General features: G+C 65.5%; 12 protein-coding genes and 1 pseudogene. 8 read left to right on the top strand and 5 right to left on the bottom strand.

Going from position 1 to position 13,989, the window contains the following annotated elements:
- The first annotated feature begins 76 nt into the window (after positions 1-76).
- Positions 77-1,342 (top strand): glutamate-5-semialdehyde dehydrogenase, encoded by a 1,266-nt coding sequence (locus AC2IR1_RS13290; RefSeq protein ID WP_486472447.1) that lies wholly within the window; start codon positions 77-79, stop codon positions 1,340-1,342.
- A gap of 61 nt (positions 1,343-1,403) precedes the next feature.
- Here AC2IR1_RS13290 and AC2IR1_RS13285 read toward each other — a convergent pair whose 3' ends face one another.
- Entirely contained in the window at positions 1,404-2,009 is a 606-nt protein-coding gene (locus AC2IR1_RS13285) for a histidine phosphotransferase family protein (RefSeq protein WP_486472446.1), read from the bottom strand.
- A gap of 53 nt (positions 2,010-2,062) precedes the next feature.
- On the opposite strand from AC2IR1_RS13285, the gene AC2IR1_RS13280 reads away from it, so the two are divergent.
- The 3 genes from AC2IR1_RS13280 to olsA all read left to right on the top strand — a co-directional run bounded on the left by AC2IR1_RS13280 (position 2,063) and on the right by olsA (position 4,088).
- The gene (locus tag AC2IR1_RS13280; RefSeq protein WP_486472445.1) at positions 2,063-2,242 is read left to right on the top strand and encodes a DUF3553 domain-containing protein; all 180 of its coding nucleotides are present in this window, start codon (positions 2,063-2,065) and stop codon (positions 2,240-2,242) included.
- 234 nt (positions 2,243-2,476) lie between these two features.
- On the top strand, positions 2,477-3,250 hold the full coding sequence (gene olsB, locus AC2IR1_RS13275; RefSeq protein ID WP_486472444.1) for an L-ornithine N(alpha)-acyltransferase: 774 nt from the start codon (positions 2,477-2,479) through the stop codon (positions 3,248-3,250).
- 1 nt (position 3,251) lies between these two features.
- Positions 3,252-4,088, top strand: coding sequence for a lyso-ornithine lipid O-acyltransferase (gene olsA / locus AC2IR1_RS13270; RefSeq protein ID WP_486472443.1), 837 nt, complete (start codon positions 3,252-3,254; stop codon positions 4,086-4,088).
- 3 nt (positions 4,089-4,091) lie between these two features.
- On the opposite strand, the gene AC2IR1_RS13265 is transcribed toward olsA, so the two are convergent.
- Positions 4,092-4,709 (bottom strand): thiamine phosphate synthase, encoded by a 618-nt coding sequence (locus AC2IR1_RS13265; RefSeq protein ID WP_486472442.1) that lies wholly within the window; start codon positions 4,707-4,709, stop codon positions 4,092-4,094.
- Positions 4,710-5,037: 328 nt separating this feature from the next.
- Here AC2IR1_RS13265 and AC2IR1_RS13260 point away from each other — a divergent pair, with 328 nt between their 5' ends.
- From AC2IR1_RS13260 to AC2IR1_RS13250, 3 genes are all read left to right on the top strand, one after another.
- Positions 5,038-5,772 (top strand): RNA methyltransferase, encoded by a 735-nt coding sequence (locus tag AC2IR1_RS13260; RefSeq protein WP_486472441.1) that lies wholly within the window; start codon positions 5,038-5,040, stop codon positions 5,770-5,772.
- Positions 5,773-5,879: 107 nt separating this feature from the next.
- Positions 5,880-7,013 carry a heme A synthase gene (gene ctaA, locus AC2IR1_RS13255; protein ID WP_486472440.1) on the top strand — a complete coding sequence of 378 codons (1,134 nt, stop codon included), beginning with the start codon at positions 5,880-5,882 and terminating at the stop codon, positions 7,011-7,013.
- A gap of 1 nt (position 7,014) precedes the next feature.
- On the top strand, positions 7,015-8,517 hold the full coding sequence (locus AC2IR1_RS13250; protein ID WP_486472439.1) for a carboxypeptidase M32: 1,503 nt from the start codon (positions 7,015-7,017) through the stop codon (positions 8,515-8,517).
- Between the two features lie 76 nt (positions 8,518-8,593).
- Here the strand turns inward: AC2IR1_RS13250 and AC2IR1_RS13245 are convergent, their stop codons facing one another.
- The 3 genes from AC2IR1_RS13245 to gyrA form a co-directional block, all read right to left on the bottom strand.
- The gene (locus AC2IR1_RS13245; RefSeq protein WP_486472438.1) at positions 8,594-9,316 is read right to left on the bottom strand and encodes a hypothetical protein; all 723 of its coding nucleotides are present in this window, start codon (positions 9,314-9,316) and stop codon (positions 8,594-8,596) included.
- A gap of 600 nt (positions 9,317-9,916) precedes the next feature.
- Positions 9,917-10,756, bottom strand: a complete 840-nt coding sequence (locus AC2IR1_RS13240; RefSeq protein WP_486472437.1) for a LysR family transcriptional regulator — start codon at positions 10,754-10,756, stop codon at positions 9,917-9,919.
- Between the two features lie 33 nt (positions 10,757-10,789).
- Complete coding sequence (gene gyrA, locus AC2IR1_RS13235) at positions 10,790-13,522, bottom strand: DNA gyrase subunit A (RefSeq protein ID WP_486472436.1); 2,733 nt, start codon at positions 13,520-13,522, stop codon at positions 10,790-10,792.
- 194 nt (positions 13,523-13,716) lie between these two features.
- Between gyrA and AC2IR1_RS13230 the strand changes: the two are divergent.
- Positions 13,717-13,980: pseudogene (locus AC2IR1_RS13230) on the top strand (usg protein).
- Positions 13,981-13,989: the final 9 nt, after the last annotated feature.

Genomic DNA, 13,989 nt, shown 5'->3' with positions numbered 1-13,989 from the left:
GGGTTTCGGGGAAGGCCCCGGCGCGGGAAGGCCCCGGCACAGGAAGGCCCCGACACAGGAAGGCAAGGAGAAGGCCATGAAGGACATCGAGGATATCGCCGCCACCATGCGCACCATCGGCGAGGCCGCAAAGGCCGCGAGCGCCGAACTGGCCTTTGCCTCCCCAGCCCGCAAGCACGCGGCCCTGATCGGGGCGGCCGAGGCCGTCTGGAACCGCCGGCAGGAGATCATCACCGCGAACTGCGAAGACATGGTCTATGCCGAGGAGAAGGGCCTGAGCGCCGCGATGCTGGACCGGCTTCTGCTGGACGAGGCGCGGATTCGCGGCATCGTCGACGGTCTGCGCGCCGTGGCGGAGCAGAAGGACCCGGTGGGGGATGTGATCGCCGACTGGGACATGCCGACGGGGCTGAACATCAAGCGGGTGCGCACGCCCCTGGGCGTGATCGGCGTGATCTACGAGAGCCGCCCGAACGTGACCGCCGATGCCGGTGCGCTGTGCCTGAAGTCGGGCAATGCGGTGATCCTGCGGGGCGGATCCGAAAGTTTCCACAGCTCGCGGGCGATCCATGCCTGCCTGGTGGAGGGGCTGAAGTCCGCCGGCCTGCCCGAGGCCGCGATCCAGCTGGTGCCGACCCGGGACCGGGCGGCGGTCAAGGAAATGCTGACCATGGTGGAGACGATCGACGTGATCGTGCCGCGCGGGGGCAAGGGCCTGGTGGGCCTGGTCCAGCGCGAGGCGCGGGTGCCGGTCTTTGCCCACCTCGAAGGCATCTGCCACACCTATGTGGGCGCGACGGCCGATCCGGCCATGGCGCTGGAAATCGTGCTGAACGCCAAGACCCGGCGCACCGGGATCTGCGGGGCGATGGAGTGCCTGCTGATCGACTGGCGGTTCTACACCCAGCACGGGCCGATCCTGGTCGAGGCGCTGCTGAAGGCCGGGGTCGAGGTGCGCGGCGCTGGTGAGCTGCAGAAGGTGGCGGGTGTCACCCCGGCGCAGGCGGATGATTTCGGGAAGGAATTCCTCGACATGATCTGTGCCGCCAAGCTGGTGGACGGCGTCGACGAGGCGATCGAGCATATCCGGGCCTATGGCAGCCAGCACACCGAGGCGATCATCACCGAGGACGAAAAGGCCGCGGCCTATTTCTTCGAGCGGCTGGATAGCGCGATCCTGATGTGGAACGCCTCGACCCAGTTTGCGGATGGGGGCGAGTTCGGCATGGGCGCCGAGATCGGCATCGCCACCGGCAAGCTGCATGCACGTGGCCCCGTGGGGGCCGAGCAGCTGACCAGCTTCAAGTACCAGGTGACCGGCAAGGGCACGGTCCGGAGCTGAGATCCGCAGGATCCCGGAAAGGGCGCGGCGCCGACGGTGGCCGCGCCCTTTGCGTTCAGGCTCAGAAGGTGAGTGTGAGGCAGCCCTCGCCTGCGCGCAGATCGAGGGTGCCGAAACGGGCGCGCACGAGGGCGGGCAGCAGGGCGAATTGCACATGCGCGGGCATGATGGCGGCGTCTTCGCCATCGCCTGTCAGGGCCTCCCAGAAGGCGGGGTCGGGGCGGTTGATCAGCGCAGGCCCCGAGACTTCCCATCCGGTGTCGCTGTCATCGGGGCGCGTGACCGTGATCGTACCCCCCTGCGGCATCGCGCTTTCCATGCAGAGCAGCGCCAGGAAGACCTCCTGGATGTCGGTGCGCAGGAAGTCCCCCTGGGGCGTCCAGTCATAGGTGATCCGGCCGGAGCGGCTGAGATCGTCGAGGATGGCGGCCACTTCGCGGCGGCCGATCTTCTGCCCGTCACCGGCCATGCCGAAGGCGATGCGCATGAAGCGGATCTTGGCGGAGGCGGCGGAAACGGAATCGGAGATCAGCATCATCTCCGGCCCCTTGAGGCCGCCATCGAGCGAGAGCAGTTCCAGCCCGTTCTGTATGGCGCCGACCGGGGAAATCAGGTCATGGCAGATCCGTGACCCTATCAGTGACGCCAGAAGATGCGTATTCTGCATCGGAGATCCTTCCTACCTGCAAACGGTCAACTCTTAACCCGATCGGACCCCCGATGAGCCTCAACTCCCTTCTTGAACCCGGCACCTGCGTGCGACATCCCTCTCAACCCGAATGGGGCGTGGGGCAGGTGCAGTCCAATATCGGCGGCCGGATCACGGTGAACTTCCCCGAGGCCGGCAAGGTCGTCATCGACGGGGATCGGGTGGACCTGATTCCTGTCTTCGACCACTGAAGCCGCCGAATGGTATAGAAGAGGTTAATTCGACTTTTACGGATCAAGCTATTCGCAATAGGTCGGAGTTTTCGCCCCATCCTGCCGGGAAATCGGCCCCGGATGTGCCCCGCCGCCTGCCTGCCTGGGGCGGCGCGGGTCCTTGCCCTGACGACGGGTCTTGCCTAAAACACCGCAACCGGCGGCAGGCCGGCGCGGGGAACGCCCCGTGGAACCGGGACAGCACAGGCAGGCATGACCGCAAACGGACCGCACTTCGAAACCCGCCTGGCCGCCAGCGAGGCGGAAATCCACGCCGCCCAGCATCTGCGTTACAAGGTCTTCGTCGAGGAGCTTGGCGGAGGTGGGGCCATGGTGGATCACGCCGCCCGGTTGGAGCAGGATCGCTTTGATCCCCATTTCGACCACCTTCTGCTGATCGACCATTCTCGTCCGGGGCCGCTGCGGGAGCAGGTGGTGGGCGTCTACCGCCTGCTGACCGACAGCGCCGCGAAGGCGGCGGGGCAGTTCTATTCCGCCGATGAATACGACCTGTCGAAGCTGACAGCATCCGGGCGCAGGTTGCTGGAACTGGGCCGGTCCTGCCTGCATCCCGACTATCGCGGCGGCCCGGCGATGATGGTGATGTGGGCCGCCCTGGCAGACTACGTGGCCGAGAGGGGGATCGAGATCCTGTTCGGCGTGGCCTCTTTCCATGGCACCGATATCGAGGCCCTGGCTGCCCCGCTTTCGGTGCTCCATGCCCGCCACCTGGCGCCGGAGCCCCTGCGGGTGCGGGCGCAGCCGGGGGCCTTTCAGCGGATGGACCTCGTGCCCGAGGGGGAGCTGGACCGGGTCGCGGCGATGCGCGCGGTGCCGCCGCTGATCAAGGGGTACCTGAAGCTGGGTGGTTTCGTGGGGGAGGGCGCCTACGTGGATCATGCCTTCAACACGGTCGACGTCTGCCTGATCCTGGATACCCGGCTTCTGAACGAGAAGCAGAGCCGCCTGTTCCGGCGCGGAGAGTGAAATGAACCAGACCTGGGAGTCCGAGACGCCGCCGGAAGAGGTGAAGATCACGCCCGCCGGCTGGGGCCGTGTCGTGCTGCGTGTCCTGGCCCTGGGGCTGATCCTGCTGGTCTGCCTGATCCTGCTGCTGCTGGTGCGGCTGGTCGAAAGCCCCTTCTGCGGCCTGCGCCGCCCGGTGTCGCCGGTGTTCCAGATGATCACCTGCCGGGCGTTCTTCCTCGTCTCCGGGATGCGCCTGAAGGTGACGGGACGCCCGATGCGGGAGCGAGGCGCGCTGGTGTCGAACCACACCAGCTGGCTCGATATCTTCACGCTGTCGGCACCGCGGGCGGTCTTCTTCGTGTCGAAGTCCGAGGTCGGGGGCTGGCCGGGGATCGGGCAGCTGGCGAAGGCCACGGGCACCGTTTTCATCAACCGCCGCCGGGGCGATGCGAAACGTCAGCAGGAGGTGTTCCTGGAACGGCTGCGCGCCGGTCAGCGGCTGATGTTCTTCCCCGAGGGCACATCGACCGACGGGCGGCGGGTGCTGCCGTTCAAGTCCTCCCTCTTCGGGGCCTTCTTCGACCCGGAGCTGCGGGACTTCTGCCATATCCAGCCCGTCAGCGTCCTCTACCGCGCGCCGCGCGGGGGCGAGCCGCGGTTCTATGGCTGGTGGGGCGCGATGGAATTCGGCGCGAGCTTCCTGAAGGTGCTGGCCGCGTGGCCGCAGGGCGGGGTCGAGGTGATCTACCACCCGCCCCTGAAGGTCGCGGATTTCGCGGACAGGAAAGCCCTGGCCGCGGCCTGCGAAGCGCAGGTGCGCGGCGGCATGCCCTGGGACTGGCAGCGCGAGAGCTGAGGATCAGAACCGGTCGGTCAGCGCCTTGAGCGCGGCGACGGGATCTTCGGAGGCCCAGATTTCATCGCCGATGCCGAAGAAATCGGTCACCGGCGCCAGCTTGCCCACCAGATCGGGGGTCAGGCCGCCTTCGGCGACGACGGGGATTTCGATCATCTGCGACCACCATTCGAAGACCTCGAATTCGGCGGTTTCGCCATCGGTGAGAGCGGTTTCGCCCACCGGCCCGAAGGAGATGTAGTCGCAGCCCGCTTCGCCGGCGGTCATGCCGTCGTGACGGGAGGTGCCGCAGAAGGCGCCGACGATGGCGTCGTTGCCAAGGGCCTTGCGCGCCTTGCGGACCGAGCGGGAGCCGTCTTCGAGGTGGACACCGTCCAGCCCCATGCGTTCGGCCAGCAGAATATGGCGGTCGATCACCAGGGCCACGTCGCGGGCATGGGTGACTTCGCGCAGGGCGTCGGCGGCCCGGCAGATGCGGTCTTCGTCGTGGGAGGCGAGCGCGAGGCGCACGCATGCGATCTCCCGCGCGTCCAGGACGGCGGCAAGCCGGTCGGGGAATTCCATCAGGTCGAATTCGGGCGGGGAGATCAGGTAGATCTGCGGCTGTTCTTCCTGGGACATGCGAGCCTCTTCGAGTTTCGCGCCGCTATAACGCGTAAGCGTTGGCGGTGCAAAGGGAATGCGTGGGCAGAGGGGGCGCTGCCCCCCGCGCGTGCCGCGCGTTCCCCAGAGTATTTCCGGAGTAATTCGGCCGGGTTGAAGGGATGGGGACGGCACCCGGAGCCGTGCGGCAGGTTCGGAGGCGGGCGTGGCCTGCACGGTATGGGGCGCGGTTGCGGCCTCAACCCGCCGGAAATACGCCTGCCGGAGGCGTCGGCGGGCCGGGGCACCCTCGACAGGGAAGGCCGGCGGGGATAGGAGGAGGCTTCAGTCAAAAGAGGTATCTCCCATGTCCCAGCCAGCCTTCGTCCTCGTCCGTCCCCAGATGGGGGAGAATATCGGCGGGGCCGCGCGGGCGATGTGGAACTTCGGCCTGGACCGGATGCGGCTGGTGAGCCCGCGCGACGGATGGCCGAACCAGAAGGCGGTTGCCATGGCCTCCGGCGCGGGGCGGCTGCTGGACGAGGCGATGCTGTGCGAGACCACGGCGGATGCGCTGGAGGATTGTTCCTACGTCTTTGCCACCACCGCGCGGGCGCGGGGGCTGACCAAGCCGGTGGTGACGCCGGAGCGCGCGATGGAGATCGCGCGGGAGAAGATTTCCGGCGGCGAGAAGGTTGCCGTGCTTTTCGGGCCGGAGCGTGCCGGGCTGGAAAACGACGACATCGCGCGAGCCAATGCGATCATCAACGTGCCGGTGAACCCGGAGTTCGCCTCCCTCAATCTGGCGCAATGCGTCTTGCTGACGGCCTATGAATGGCGCCGTCAGGCGGTCGATGTGGAGGCGGAGCGGATCGAGATGGCGGGCGCGGACTGGGCCACCAACGTCGAGGTGGAAAAGCTGGCCGATCACTACGAAAACCGGTTGGACGAGGCGGGCTTCTTCTTTCCCGAGACCAAGGCGGAGGGCATGAAGATCGTGCTGCGGAACCTGTGGTCGCGGATGCCGCTGACGCGGTCGGACGTGCAGATGATGCACGGGATCCTGCGCCAGATGGTGCGCTGGAAAGAACGCGGCGACTGACTGTCTCACCCTGACGGATACACCCGTCCGTAACATGCCTGTGGCTTGTCCCCGGCCATAGTCGGGACTAGGGTCCGCGGGCCAATGAGAGCCAGCGAGGGCCATGCATGAGCGAGAAGCGCAGCATTTTCGAAGAGGTCGGCACCGACCAGAAGGCAGAGATCCGCACCGGCGGTATTGATGCGGGCAAGCGGGGGGCGCGGCGCGGGCTGCGCATCTGGCTGGCGATCCTGTTCCTGATGGTCGTCGCGATGATTGCCCTGGGCGGGCTGACCCGTCTGACCGACAGCGGCCTGTCGATCACCGAGTGGAAGCCGATTTCCGGGGCCCTGCCGCCGATGAATGCCACGGACTGGCAGGCAGAGTTCGACCTTTACAAGCAGATCCCCGAGTTTGCGGAGCAGAACAGCTGGATGCAGCTGTCTGACTTCAAGCAGATCTACTGGTGGGAGTGGAGCCACCGCAACCTGGGCCGTGCCATCGGGCTGGTCTGGGCCATCGGGTTCTTCGGTTTCTGGGTGGCGGGCCGCATGCCGGCCGGCTGGCTGAAACGCAGTTTCCTCGTGGGGGTCCTGGGCGGGCTGCAGGGTGCGGTCGGCTGGTGGATGGTGTCCTCCGGCCTCGGCAACGACATGCTGGACGTGGCGTCGTACCGGCTGGCGGTGCACCTTGGCCTGGCCTTCGGCATCCTGGGCACGATTGCCTGGTACGTCTTCCTGCTGGGCCGGGAAGAGCGCGACCTGATGCAGGCGCGCCGCGCGCGGGAGGCAAAGCCCTTCAGCCTGGGCACCGGGTGGATGCACATGGCCTTCATCCAGATCCTGCTGGGCGCACTGGTGGCCGGGATCGACGCCGGGCGCAGCTACACCGACTGGCCGCTGATGGGCGGGCAGGTCTTCCCGCCCTATGCCTTCGATATCGAGCCGGTCTGGCGCAACTTCCTGGAAAATCCCGGTCTGGTGCAGTTCATCCACCGGTGCTGGGGCTACCTGTTGCTGATCTTCGGCACGGTGGTCTTCCTGAAGGCGCGCCGCTCGCCCAACAAGACGACCCGTGGCGCCTTTACCCTGGCCTATATCGCGCTTTGGGGGCAGGTCGTCCTGGGGATCACGGCGGTGATGACCGCGGCCCAGCTGCATGTGGCGATCACCCACCAGCTGTGGGCGGTGCTGACCTGGGTGCTGATCATCCGCGCCCGCTTTGCCGCCGCATATCCCGTTTCCACCAGCGTGAGAGGCTGAGATGACCACCGGAACCAACCTTCCCCTGGCCGAGCTGCTGGCCTTCCAGAAACAGACCGAGGCCCTGGGCCAGGTTGCCGGCCGGCTGGGCTGGGACCAGGAGACCTACATGCCGCGTGGCGCGGCCGAGCAGCGGGGCGAGGAAATGGCGGCGATGGAAGCCGTGCTGCACGCCCGCCGCACCGATCCCCGCCTGGGAGAGTGGCTTGCCGCCTGCGAAGGCGCAGAGATGAGCGAGGCGGATGCCGCCAAGCTGCGCCATATCCGGCGGAACTACGAACGGGCCGGCAAGATCCCTTCGGACCTGGCCGAAGAGATCGCGCGGGTGATGTCCGTGGCCCAGGGCCAGTGGGCCGAGGCACGGGCGAAGGATGACTTCGCCGCCTTCGCGCCGGTGCTGTCCCGGGTGATCGAGCTGCGCCAGCAGGAGGGGCAGGCCCTGGCTGATGGCGGGGCGGATGGCGGGAGCGTCTACGACGCGCTGGTCAACGATTACGAACCCTTCGCCACGGCCGCCCAGCTGGGCGAGATGTTCGCACAGATGCGTCCGCGCCTGGTGGCGCTGCGCGGCAAGGTCCTGGAAAAGCCCGAGCCCGCCGCGCTGAAGGGACATTTCCCGGCGGATGCGCAGATGGCGTTCACCCGCAAGCTGGCGCTGGCCTTCGGGTACGACATGGAGCGGGGCCGGATCGACAAGGCGGTGCATCCGTTCAGCTCCGGCTCCGGGGCGGATGTGCGGATCACCACGCGGACCAATCCCGAGGATCCGTTCAACTGCTTCTACTCGACCATCCATGAGGTCGGCCACGCCTGCTACGAGCAGAACATCGACGCGGGCTACATGCTGACCCCGCTGGGGCAGGGCGTGTCGATGGGCGTGCACGAAAGCCAGAGCCGGATCTACGAGAACCAGCTGGGCCGGTCGCGCGCCTTCACCGAATGGATGTTCCACCAGATGCGGTCCGATTTCGGAGAGATCGGTGTGGACAGCCCCGAGGCCTTCTATGCCGCCGTGAACCACGTCAAGAACGACTACATCCGGACCGAGGCGGACGAGCTGCAGTACAACCTGCACATCATGCTGCGCTTCGACCTGGAACAGGCGCTGATTTCCGGTGACCTGAAGGTGGCGGATCTGGAAGCGGCCTGGAACGACCGGTTCGAGGCCGACTTCGGCTATGCCGTGCCGCGCGCTTCGCTTGGCTGTCTGCAGGATGTGCACTGGTCCTGCGGCCTCTTCGGCTACTTCCCGACCTATTCCCTGGGCAATGTCTACGCCGGTTGCCTGGCCGAGGCGATGCGGGCCGAGGTCCCGGACCTGGACGCGGAACTGGCGAAGGGCATCACCACGCCCGCCACCCGCTGGCTGGCAGAGAAGGTGCAGCGTCACGGCGGGCTGTACGAACCGCGCGACGTGATCACCCGGGCCTGCGGCAAGGCGCCGACGGCGGGGCCGCTGCTGGATTACATCGAGGCCAAGTTCTCGGAGATCTACGATCTCTGACCCCGCGTGGCGGTGAGACATGAAAAGGGCCGCGCGGGGTTTTCCCGGGCGGCCCTTCGCGTTGCGGCTTCGGCGATCAGTAGCCGGGGTATTGTTCCAGCGAGTCCCGGGCGCGGAAGGTGGGGCCGTCACCGAAGGTGAAGGTCACCAGGACGGAGGCGATGGCCGCGCCGTCATCGGTGCTGCCGGCGGTCATGCCCAGGTCGATCCCGTCCTTCAGCGCATAGGTGGCACCGATGTAGCCATAGCTGCGATCCAGCGGATCGCCGTTGTCGGCCACGGCGCCGGCAAGGAAGGTCCAGCGGGGGGCGCCGGTGGCCACATAGGTCAGGTCGACCCCGTAACGGCTGCCGTCCGTGGTTTCGGCGATGTCGTCGCGGTAGGCGGCGTAGGCCTCGACCCCGAAGCCATTGGCCTCGTAGGCGATTTCCCCACCCCAGAAGTAGGAGTTGCCCGGGCGGCGGTCCTCTGCGGCGAGGTAGACACCGTAGGATAGGGAGTCGGTCGGGGCATGGTAGAGGTGCAGTGTGGCCGAGGGCGCGGTCGAGGTGTGATTCTCGTGCTTGCCGGTGCCGAGGTCGAGCTGAACGCCGATGTTGTTCCAGATCATGCCGTCGAAACTGCCGCGGATCCGCTTGGTGTTCACGCCGGTATCGTCATTGTGGGCGACCTCCACCTTGACCTGGCCGTCGAGCACGAGCTGTGCTTGGGCGGCAGCCGGGCTGAGCATCGGCGCAAGCAGCAGGAGCGCGGGAAGGCAGCTGCGGGTGGACGGGAAACGAGGGGAAGACTTGATCATGGAAACCATCCGTGTCTGGGCCGACGTCTGGGCCGGTGTACCTGAAAGGAGCCGGTCCGGGCAAAGGCGGGCGGGCCCTGACCGGCTGGCCCGAACGAAATTGCAGTGTTTTTCCTGAAAGTAAACGATGCAATCGCCCATCGGACCCTGCAAAAGCGCCCGCCGTGCTGTGCGGGTGACGCGGCTTCCCGGTGTGCGATGGCGGTCTGCCGTGGCTGTGAAACTGCGCGTCACGCGGCGAGGGGCGCAAAGAAAACGGCCGGCTGTTCGGGCCGGCCGAGTGAAAGGGATTGACGGGGTAGAAGCGCCAAGCCTTGGTTTGGAGGGCGCTGCGAACCGGGGTCCGCCGCTGAACGGGCGCGTTGAGCCCCCTCCGAAGACATGTGCCATCTCCGATCCGGACAGCCCGTTGCGGGCCCTGGAACCGGGGGCATCTGTATCTGAAAATTTTGTCCCTGTTCAACCGTTGGGAGAGGTTTGGTACCTTCCCGGGTCCCAATGGAACACGTTCAGTTGCGCATGACAAGAACTATGGGCATGCGGAAGGCTTGTCGGGATGAAAATGCCCGACATACCTGCGGTTGCATTGATCAGAAGACCTCAGGTCGTTTCGAAGTCGTTGAACCGTGCCGTGATCCAGTCCGCAACCAATTGAAGAAGCGGGTCCTTGCGACGGGTTTCGTGGAAACACAGGTACAGCGGCGTCTGCAGCGGGCGGCTGTCGGGGTCGAAGGGGATCAGGCCGGGATCGCTTTGCGCGGCGAGCGTGGGCACGATTCCGGGCAGGCCGGTGCTGCGAACGGTGTTGAGCGCATCCAGAAGTGTCTCGACACGGATCACCGGGTCCCGACCACCCATGATTGTGCGGGCGTGCTGCAGCGGCGGGTAGCGGTCATGCAGCCCGTGGAGGCCGACCCACTGTCCGTTGCGCGGGCTGTCGGGGTAGCAATAGACGTTGGTGGAATACTTCCCGATGAAACGCACGACCAGGCGCCCCTGCTGGGGCCGGACGGCCGAGATGAACAGGTCGTTGTCGCCGAGCGCATCCTGGTAGAACTGGTTGGCAAAGCTGATTTCCAGCTCCGGATGGCTGGTGAGGAAGTCCTTCAGACCGGGCAGCAGGATGCTGGCGGTGATGGAGGGGGAGCAGCCGATGCTGACGTGCCCATTGGCACCGCTCGCGCTGGTGTCGCGGGCATTGAGGTAGGATTCGATCTCGTTCTCGAAGGCGGTGATCGTTTCGATCAACTCGCCGATCGCCTCGTTCGCCGTCCACCCTTGCGGGGTCTTCAGGAAGAGATCGAAGCCCAGCGTCTCTGACAGGCGTGCCAGACGGCGGGAGACCGTCGCGGGATTGGTTTCAAGAAGCCGTGCGGCGGCGCTCATAGAGCCGGTCTTGTGCACGGCAACCAGGTAGCGGAGGTCGTCCCAGTTCTTCAAGTCAATGCGCTCCAAGGGGCGTGGAGCCGGGGGTTACCCGGCCTCACCATCTTCACCGTCTTCCTCACCCTGGTCGACAATACGGGCGACGGAGACGACATGCTCATCTTTACCCGTATTAAACACACGAACACCACCCGCGCTACGGGAACGGAAGGAAATTCCCTCTACTGGCACCCGAATGGACTGCCCGCGAGAGGTGGCGAGCATGATTTGGTCATCCAGTTCAACGGGGAAGGAAGCGACGATCGGACCACCGCGCATGGCCTTGTCCATGGCGGTGACACCCATGCCACCACGGCCACGCACGGGGTAATCGTGGGACGAGGACATCTTGCCGGAACCGTTCTGCGTCAGCGTCAGGATCAGGTTTTCAGCCGCCGACATCTCTGCGTAGCGCTCCTGCGGGAGCAGGCTGTCGGCGTTGCCCTCTTCCTCGTCGCTTTCCGCTTCTTCGGTCACGCCGGCCATCAGACGCCGCATTTTAAGGTATGCGGCACGTTCGTCGGAGGTCGCTTCGAAGTGGCGGATGATGGACATGGACACCACGCCGTCATTTTCGGACAGGCGGATGCCGCGCACACCGGTCGACTTGCGGCCCTTGAAGACCCGCACGGCGGTGGTGGGGAAGCGGATCGCGCGCCCGGAGGCCGTGACCAGCATGACGTCATCCTCATCGGAGGCGATGCGCGCATTCACCAGGCTGACACCTTCGGGCAGCTCCATGGCGATTTTACCATTGCGTTTAACGTTGGTGAAATCGGAGAGCGCGTTGCGGCGCACGTCACCGGCCGAGGTGGCGAAGACGATCTGCAGGTCGCCCCATTCCTCTTCGTCCCGGTCCACGGGCATGATCGCCGCGATGGAGACGCCGGTGGGAATGGGCAGGATGTTGACGATCGCCTTGCCCTTGGACGTCCGACCACCAAGCGGCAGGCGCCAGGTCTTCAACTTGTAGACCATGCCGTCGGTGGTGAAGAACAGCAGTTGCGTGTGGGTATTGGCGACGAAGAGCGTGGTGACGGCATCGTCTTCCTTCATCGCGCCACCCGACAGGCCCTTGCCGCCGCGTTTCTGGCTGCGGAAGTCGGTCAGCGGGGTCCGCTTGATGTAGCCGCCCGCGGTGACGGTGACGACCATGTCCTCGCGTTCGATCAGGTCCTCGTCTTCCATGTCGCCGCCCCAGTCGACGATCTCTGTCCGGCGGGGCACGGCGAAGAGGTCCTTCACCTCCTGCAGCTCGTTCGAGATGATCTCCATGATCCGCTCGCGGGAGCCGAGGATTTCCAGGTATTCCTTGATCTTGGAGGCAAGCTCCTGCAGCTCGTCCGTGACTTCCTTCACGCCGATCTGGGTCAGGCGTTGCAGGCGCAGTTCCAGGATGGCGCGGGCCTGGGTTTCGGACAGGTTGTAGGTGCCGTCCTCGTTCATCGTATGGGTCGGGTCGTCGATCAGGCGGATGTAATCCGCGATCTCGGCCGCGGGCCAGCGGCGGGTCATCAGCTTTTCCCGGGCCTCTGCCGCATCGGCGGAGGCGCGGATGGTCGCCACGACCTCATCCACGTTGGACACGGCGACGGCCAGGCCGCACAGGATATGCGCCCGTTCGCGGGCCTTGCGCAGCAGGTAGGCGGTGCGGCGCGCCACGACGTCTTCGCGGAAGTCGATGAAGGCCGACAGGAACCCGTAGAGCGACAGGGTTTCGGGCTTGCCGCCGTTCAGCGCCAGCATGTTGCAGCCGAAGGATGTCTGCATCGGGGTGAAGCGGAAGAGCTGGTTCAGCACGACCTCGGGGGTGGCGTCCCGTTTCAGTTCCACCACGACGCGGACACCCTGACGGTCGGATTCGTCCTGAACATGGGCGACGCCTTCGATCTTCTTGTCGCGGACCTGTTCCGCGATCTTCTCGATCATGGCGGACTTGTTCACCTGGTAGGGGATCTCGTCCACGACGATGGCGTAACGTTCCTTGCGGAGTTCCTCCACGTGGGTCTTGGCCCGGATGATGCAGGACCCGCGCCCTTCGAGGTAGGCCTTGCGCGCGCCGGACCGGCCCAGGAGGATCCCGCCGGTGGGGAAGTCGGGGCCGGGGACGTAGTTGATCAGTTCCTCGGTCGAAAGATCCGGGTTCTCGATCAGGGCAAGCGTGGCATCCACGACCTCGCCCAGGTTGTGGGGCGGGATGTTGGTGGCCATGCCGACGGCGATACCGCCTGCGCCGTTGACCAGCATGTTCGGGAAGCGGACGGGCAGGACCGAGGGTTCCTTGTCCTTGCCGTCATAGTTGTCCTGGAAATCGACGGTTTCCTTGTCGATATCGGCCAGCATGTATTGCGCCGGCTTGTCCATCCGGACCTCGGTGTAACGCATGGCCGCGGGCTTGTCCCCGTCCATGGAGCCGAAGTTGCCCTGGCCATCCAGCAGCGGCAGGGACATGGAGAAGTCCTGCGCCATCCGGGCGAGCGCGTCGTAGATCGCGCTGTCGCCGTGAGGGTGGTACTTACCCATGACGTCGCCCACGGGACGTGCCGACTTGCGGTAGGGCTTGTCGTGGGTGTTGCCCACTTCGTTCATCGCGAAGAGGATCCGGCGGTGCACAGGTTTTAGGCCGTCGCGCAGATCCGGGATGGCCCGCGAGACGATGACCGACATGGCATAGTCGAGATAGGAGGAGCGCATCTCCTCCGTGATGGAGACGGAGGGGCCGGCCGCCGGAGCGGGGCTTTTTTCCTGATCGTTTTCAGGGGTTTCCGGAGTATCGGTCACGTGCAGCGCCTGTCTTGGGAACGGTTCTATATCTTGTTGACAGAACTATAACATCGCCACGATCTGGGGTGCAATGCTTGCGCAACCATGGATCTGGCAGCCGCCGGGACAACCTGATAACAGGCTGTTTTTGTTGTATTTTAACTGATCTCGATCAAGGCTTTTCGCAGGTCTGGATAAAGGACGGGATCAGGATGCGCGAAACGGAGCTGATGCTGAAGGGATACGGGCTGACCACGGCGGAGATTTTCTACCGCATGCCCGACTACAGGAACGTGCTGAACAGCTACATCTAGCAGGAGTACGACCTGGCGCCGGATCACCCCCGGCTGTTCGAATTCATCGCCTTTTGGCAGGAGAAGATCGAGGGCCCGCTGCATTCGGTGCGCTATACCCATCGAAAGATGATCGGCAGCGGGGAGTGGCGCAATGTCGTCGGAGAGCTGCGCTATCACTGACGAAAAGGG

Source organism: Pseudooceanicola sp. NS-SX8 (genome assembly GCF_057380755.1).
Note: the sequence above shows the minus strand (reverse complement) of the source record. Positions and strands in the feature narration are given on the sequence as shown.

Excerpts from the sequence above, each read along its gene's own strand:
- olsB (WP_486472444.1), top strand. The coding sequence starts at position 2,477 with ATGACCGCAAACGGACCGCACTTCGAAACCCGCCTGGCCGCCAGCGAG.
- AC2IR1_RS13245 (WP_486472438.1), bottom strand. The coding sequence starts at position 9,316 with ATGATCAAGTCTTCCCCTCGTTTCCCGTCCACCCGCAGCTGCCTTCCC.
- ctaA (WP_486472440.1), top strand. The coding sequence starts at position 5,880 with ATGAGCGAGAAGCGCAGCATTTTCGAAGAGGTCGGCACCGACCAGAAG.
- AC2IR1_RS13290 (WP_486472447.1), top strand. The coding sequence starts at position 77 with ATGAAGGACATCGAGGATATCGCCGCCACCATGCGCACCATCGGCGAG.
- AC2IR1_RS13260 (WP_486472441.1), top strand. The coding sequence starts at position 5,038 with ATGTCCCAGCCAGCCTTCGTCCTCGTCCGTCCCCAGATGGGGGAGAAT.
- olsA (WP_486472443.1), top strand. The coding sequence starts at position 3,252 with ATGAACCAGACCTGGGAGTCCGAGACGCCGCCGGAAGAGGTGAAGATC.
- AC2IR1_RS13280 (WP_486472445.1), top strand. The coding sequence starts at position 2,063 with ATGAGCCTCAACTCCCTTCTTGAACCCGGCACCTGCGTGCGACATCCC.
- AC2IR1_RS13265 (WP_486472442.1), bottom strand. The coding sequence starts at position 4,709 with ATGTCCCAGGAAGAACAGCCGCAGATCTACCTGATCTCCCCGCCCGAA.
- AC2IR1_RS13285 (WP_486472446.1), bottom strand. The coding sequence starts at position 2,009 with ATGCAGAATACGCATCTTCTGGCGTCACTGATAGGGTCACGGATCTGC.
- AC2IR1_RS13250 (WP_486472439.1), top strand. The coding sequence starts at position 7,015 with ATGACCACCGGAACCAACCTTCCCCTGGCCGAGCTGCTGGCCTTCCAG.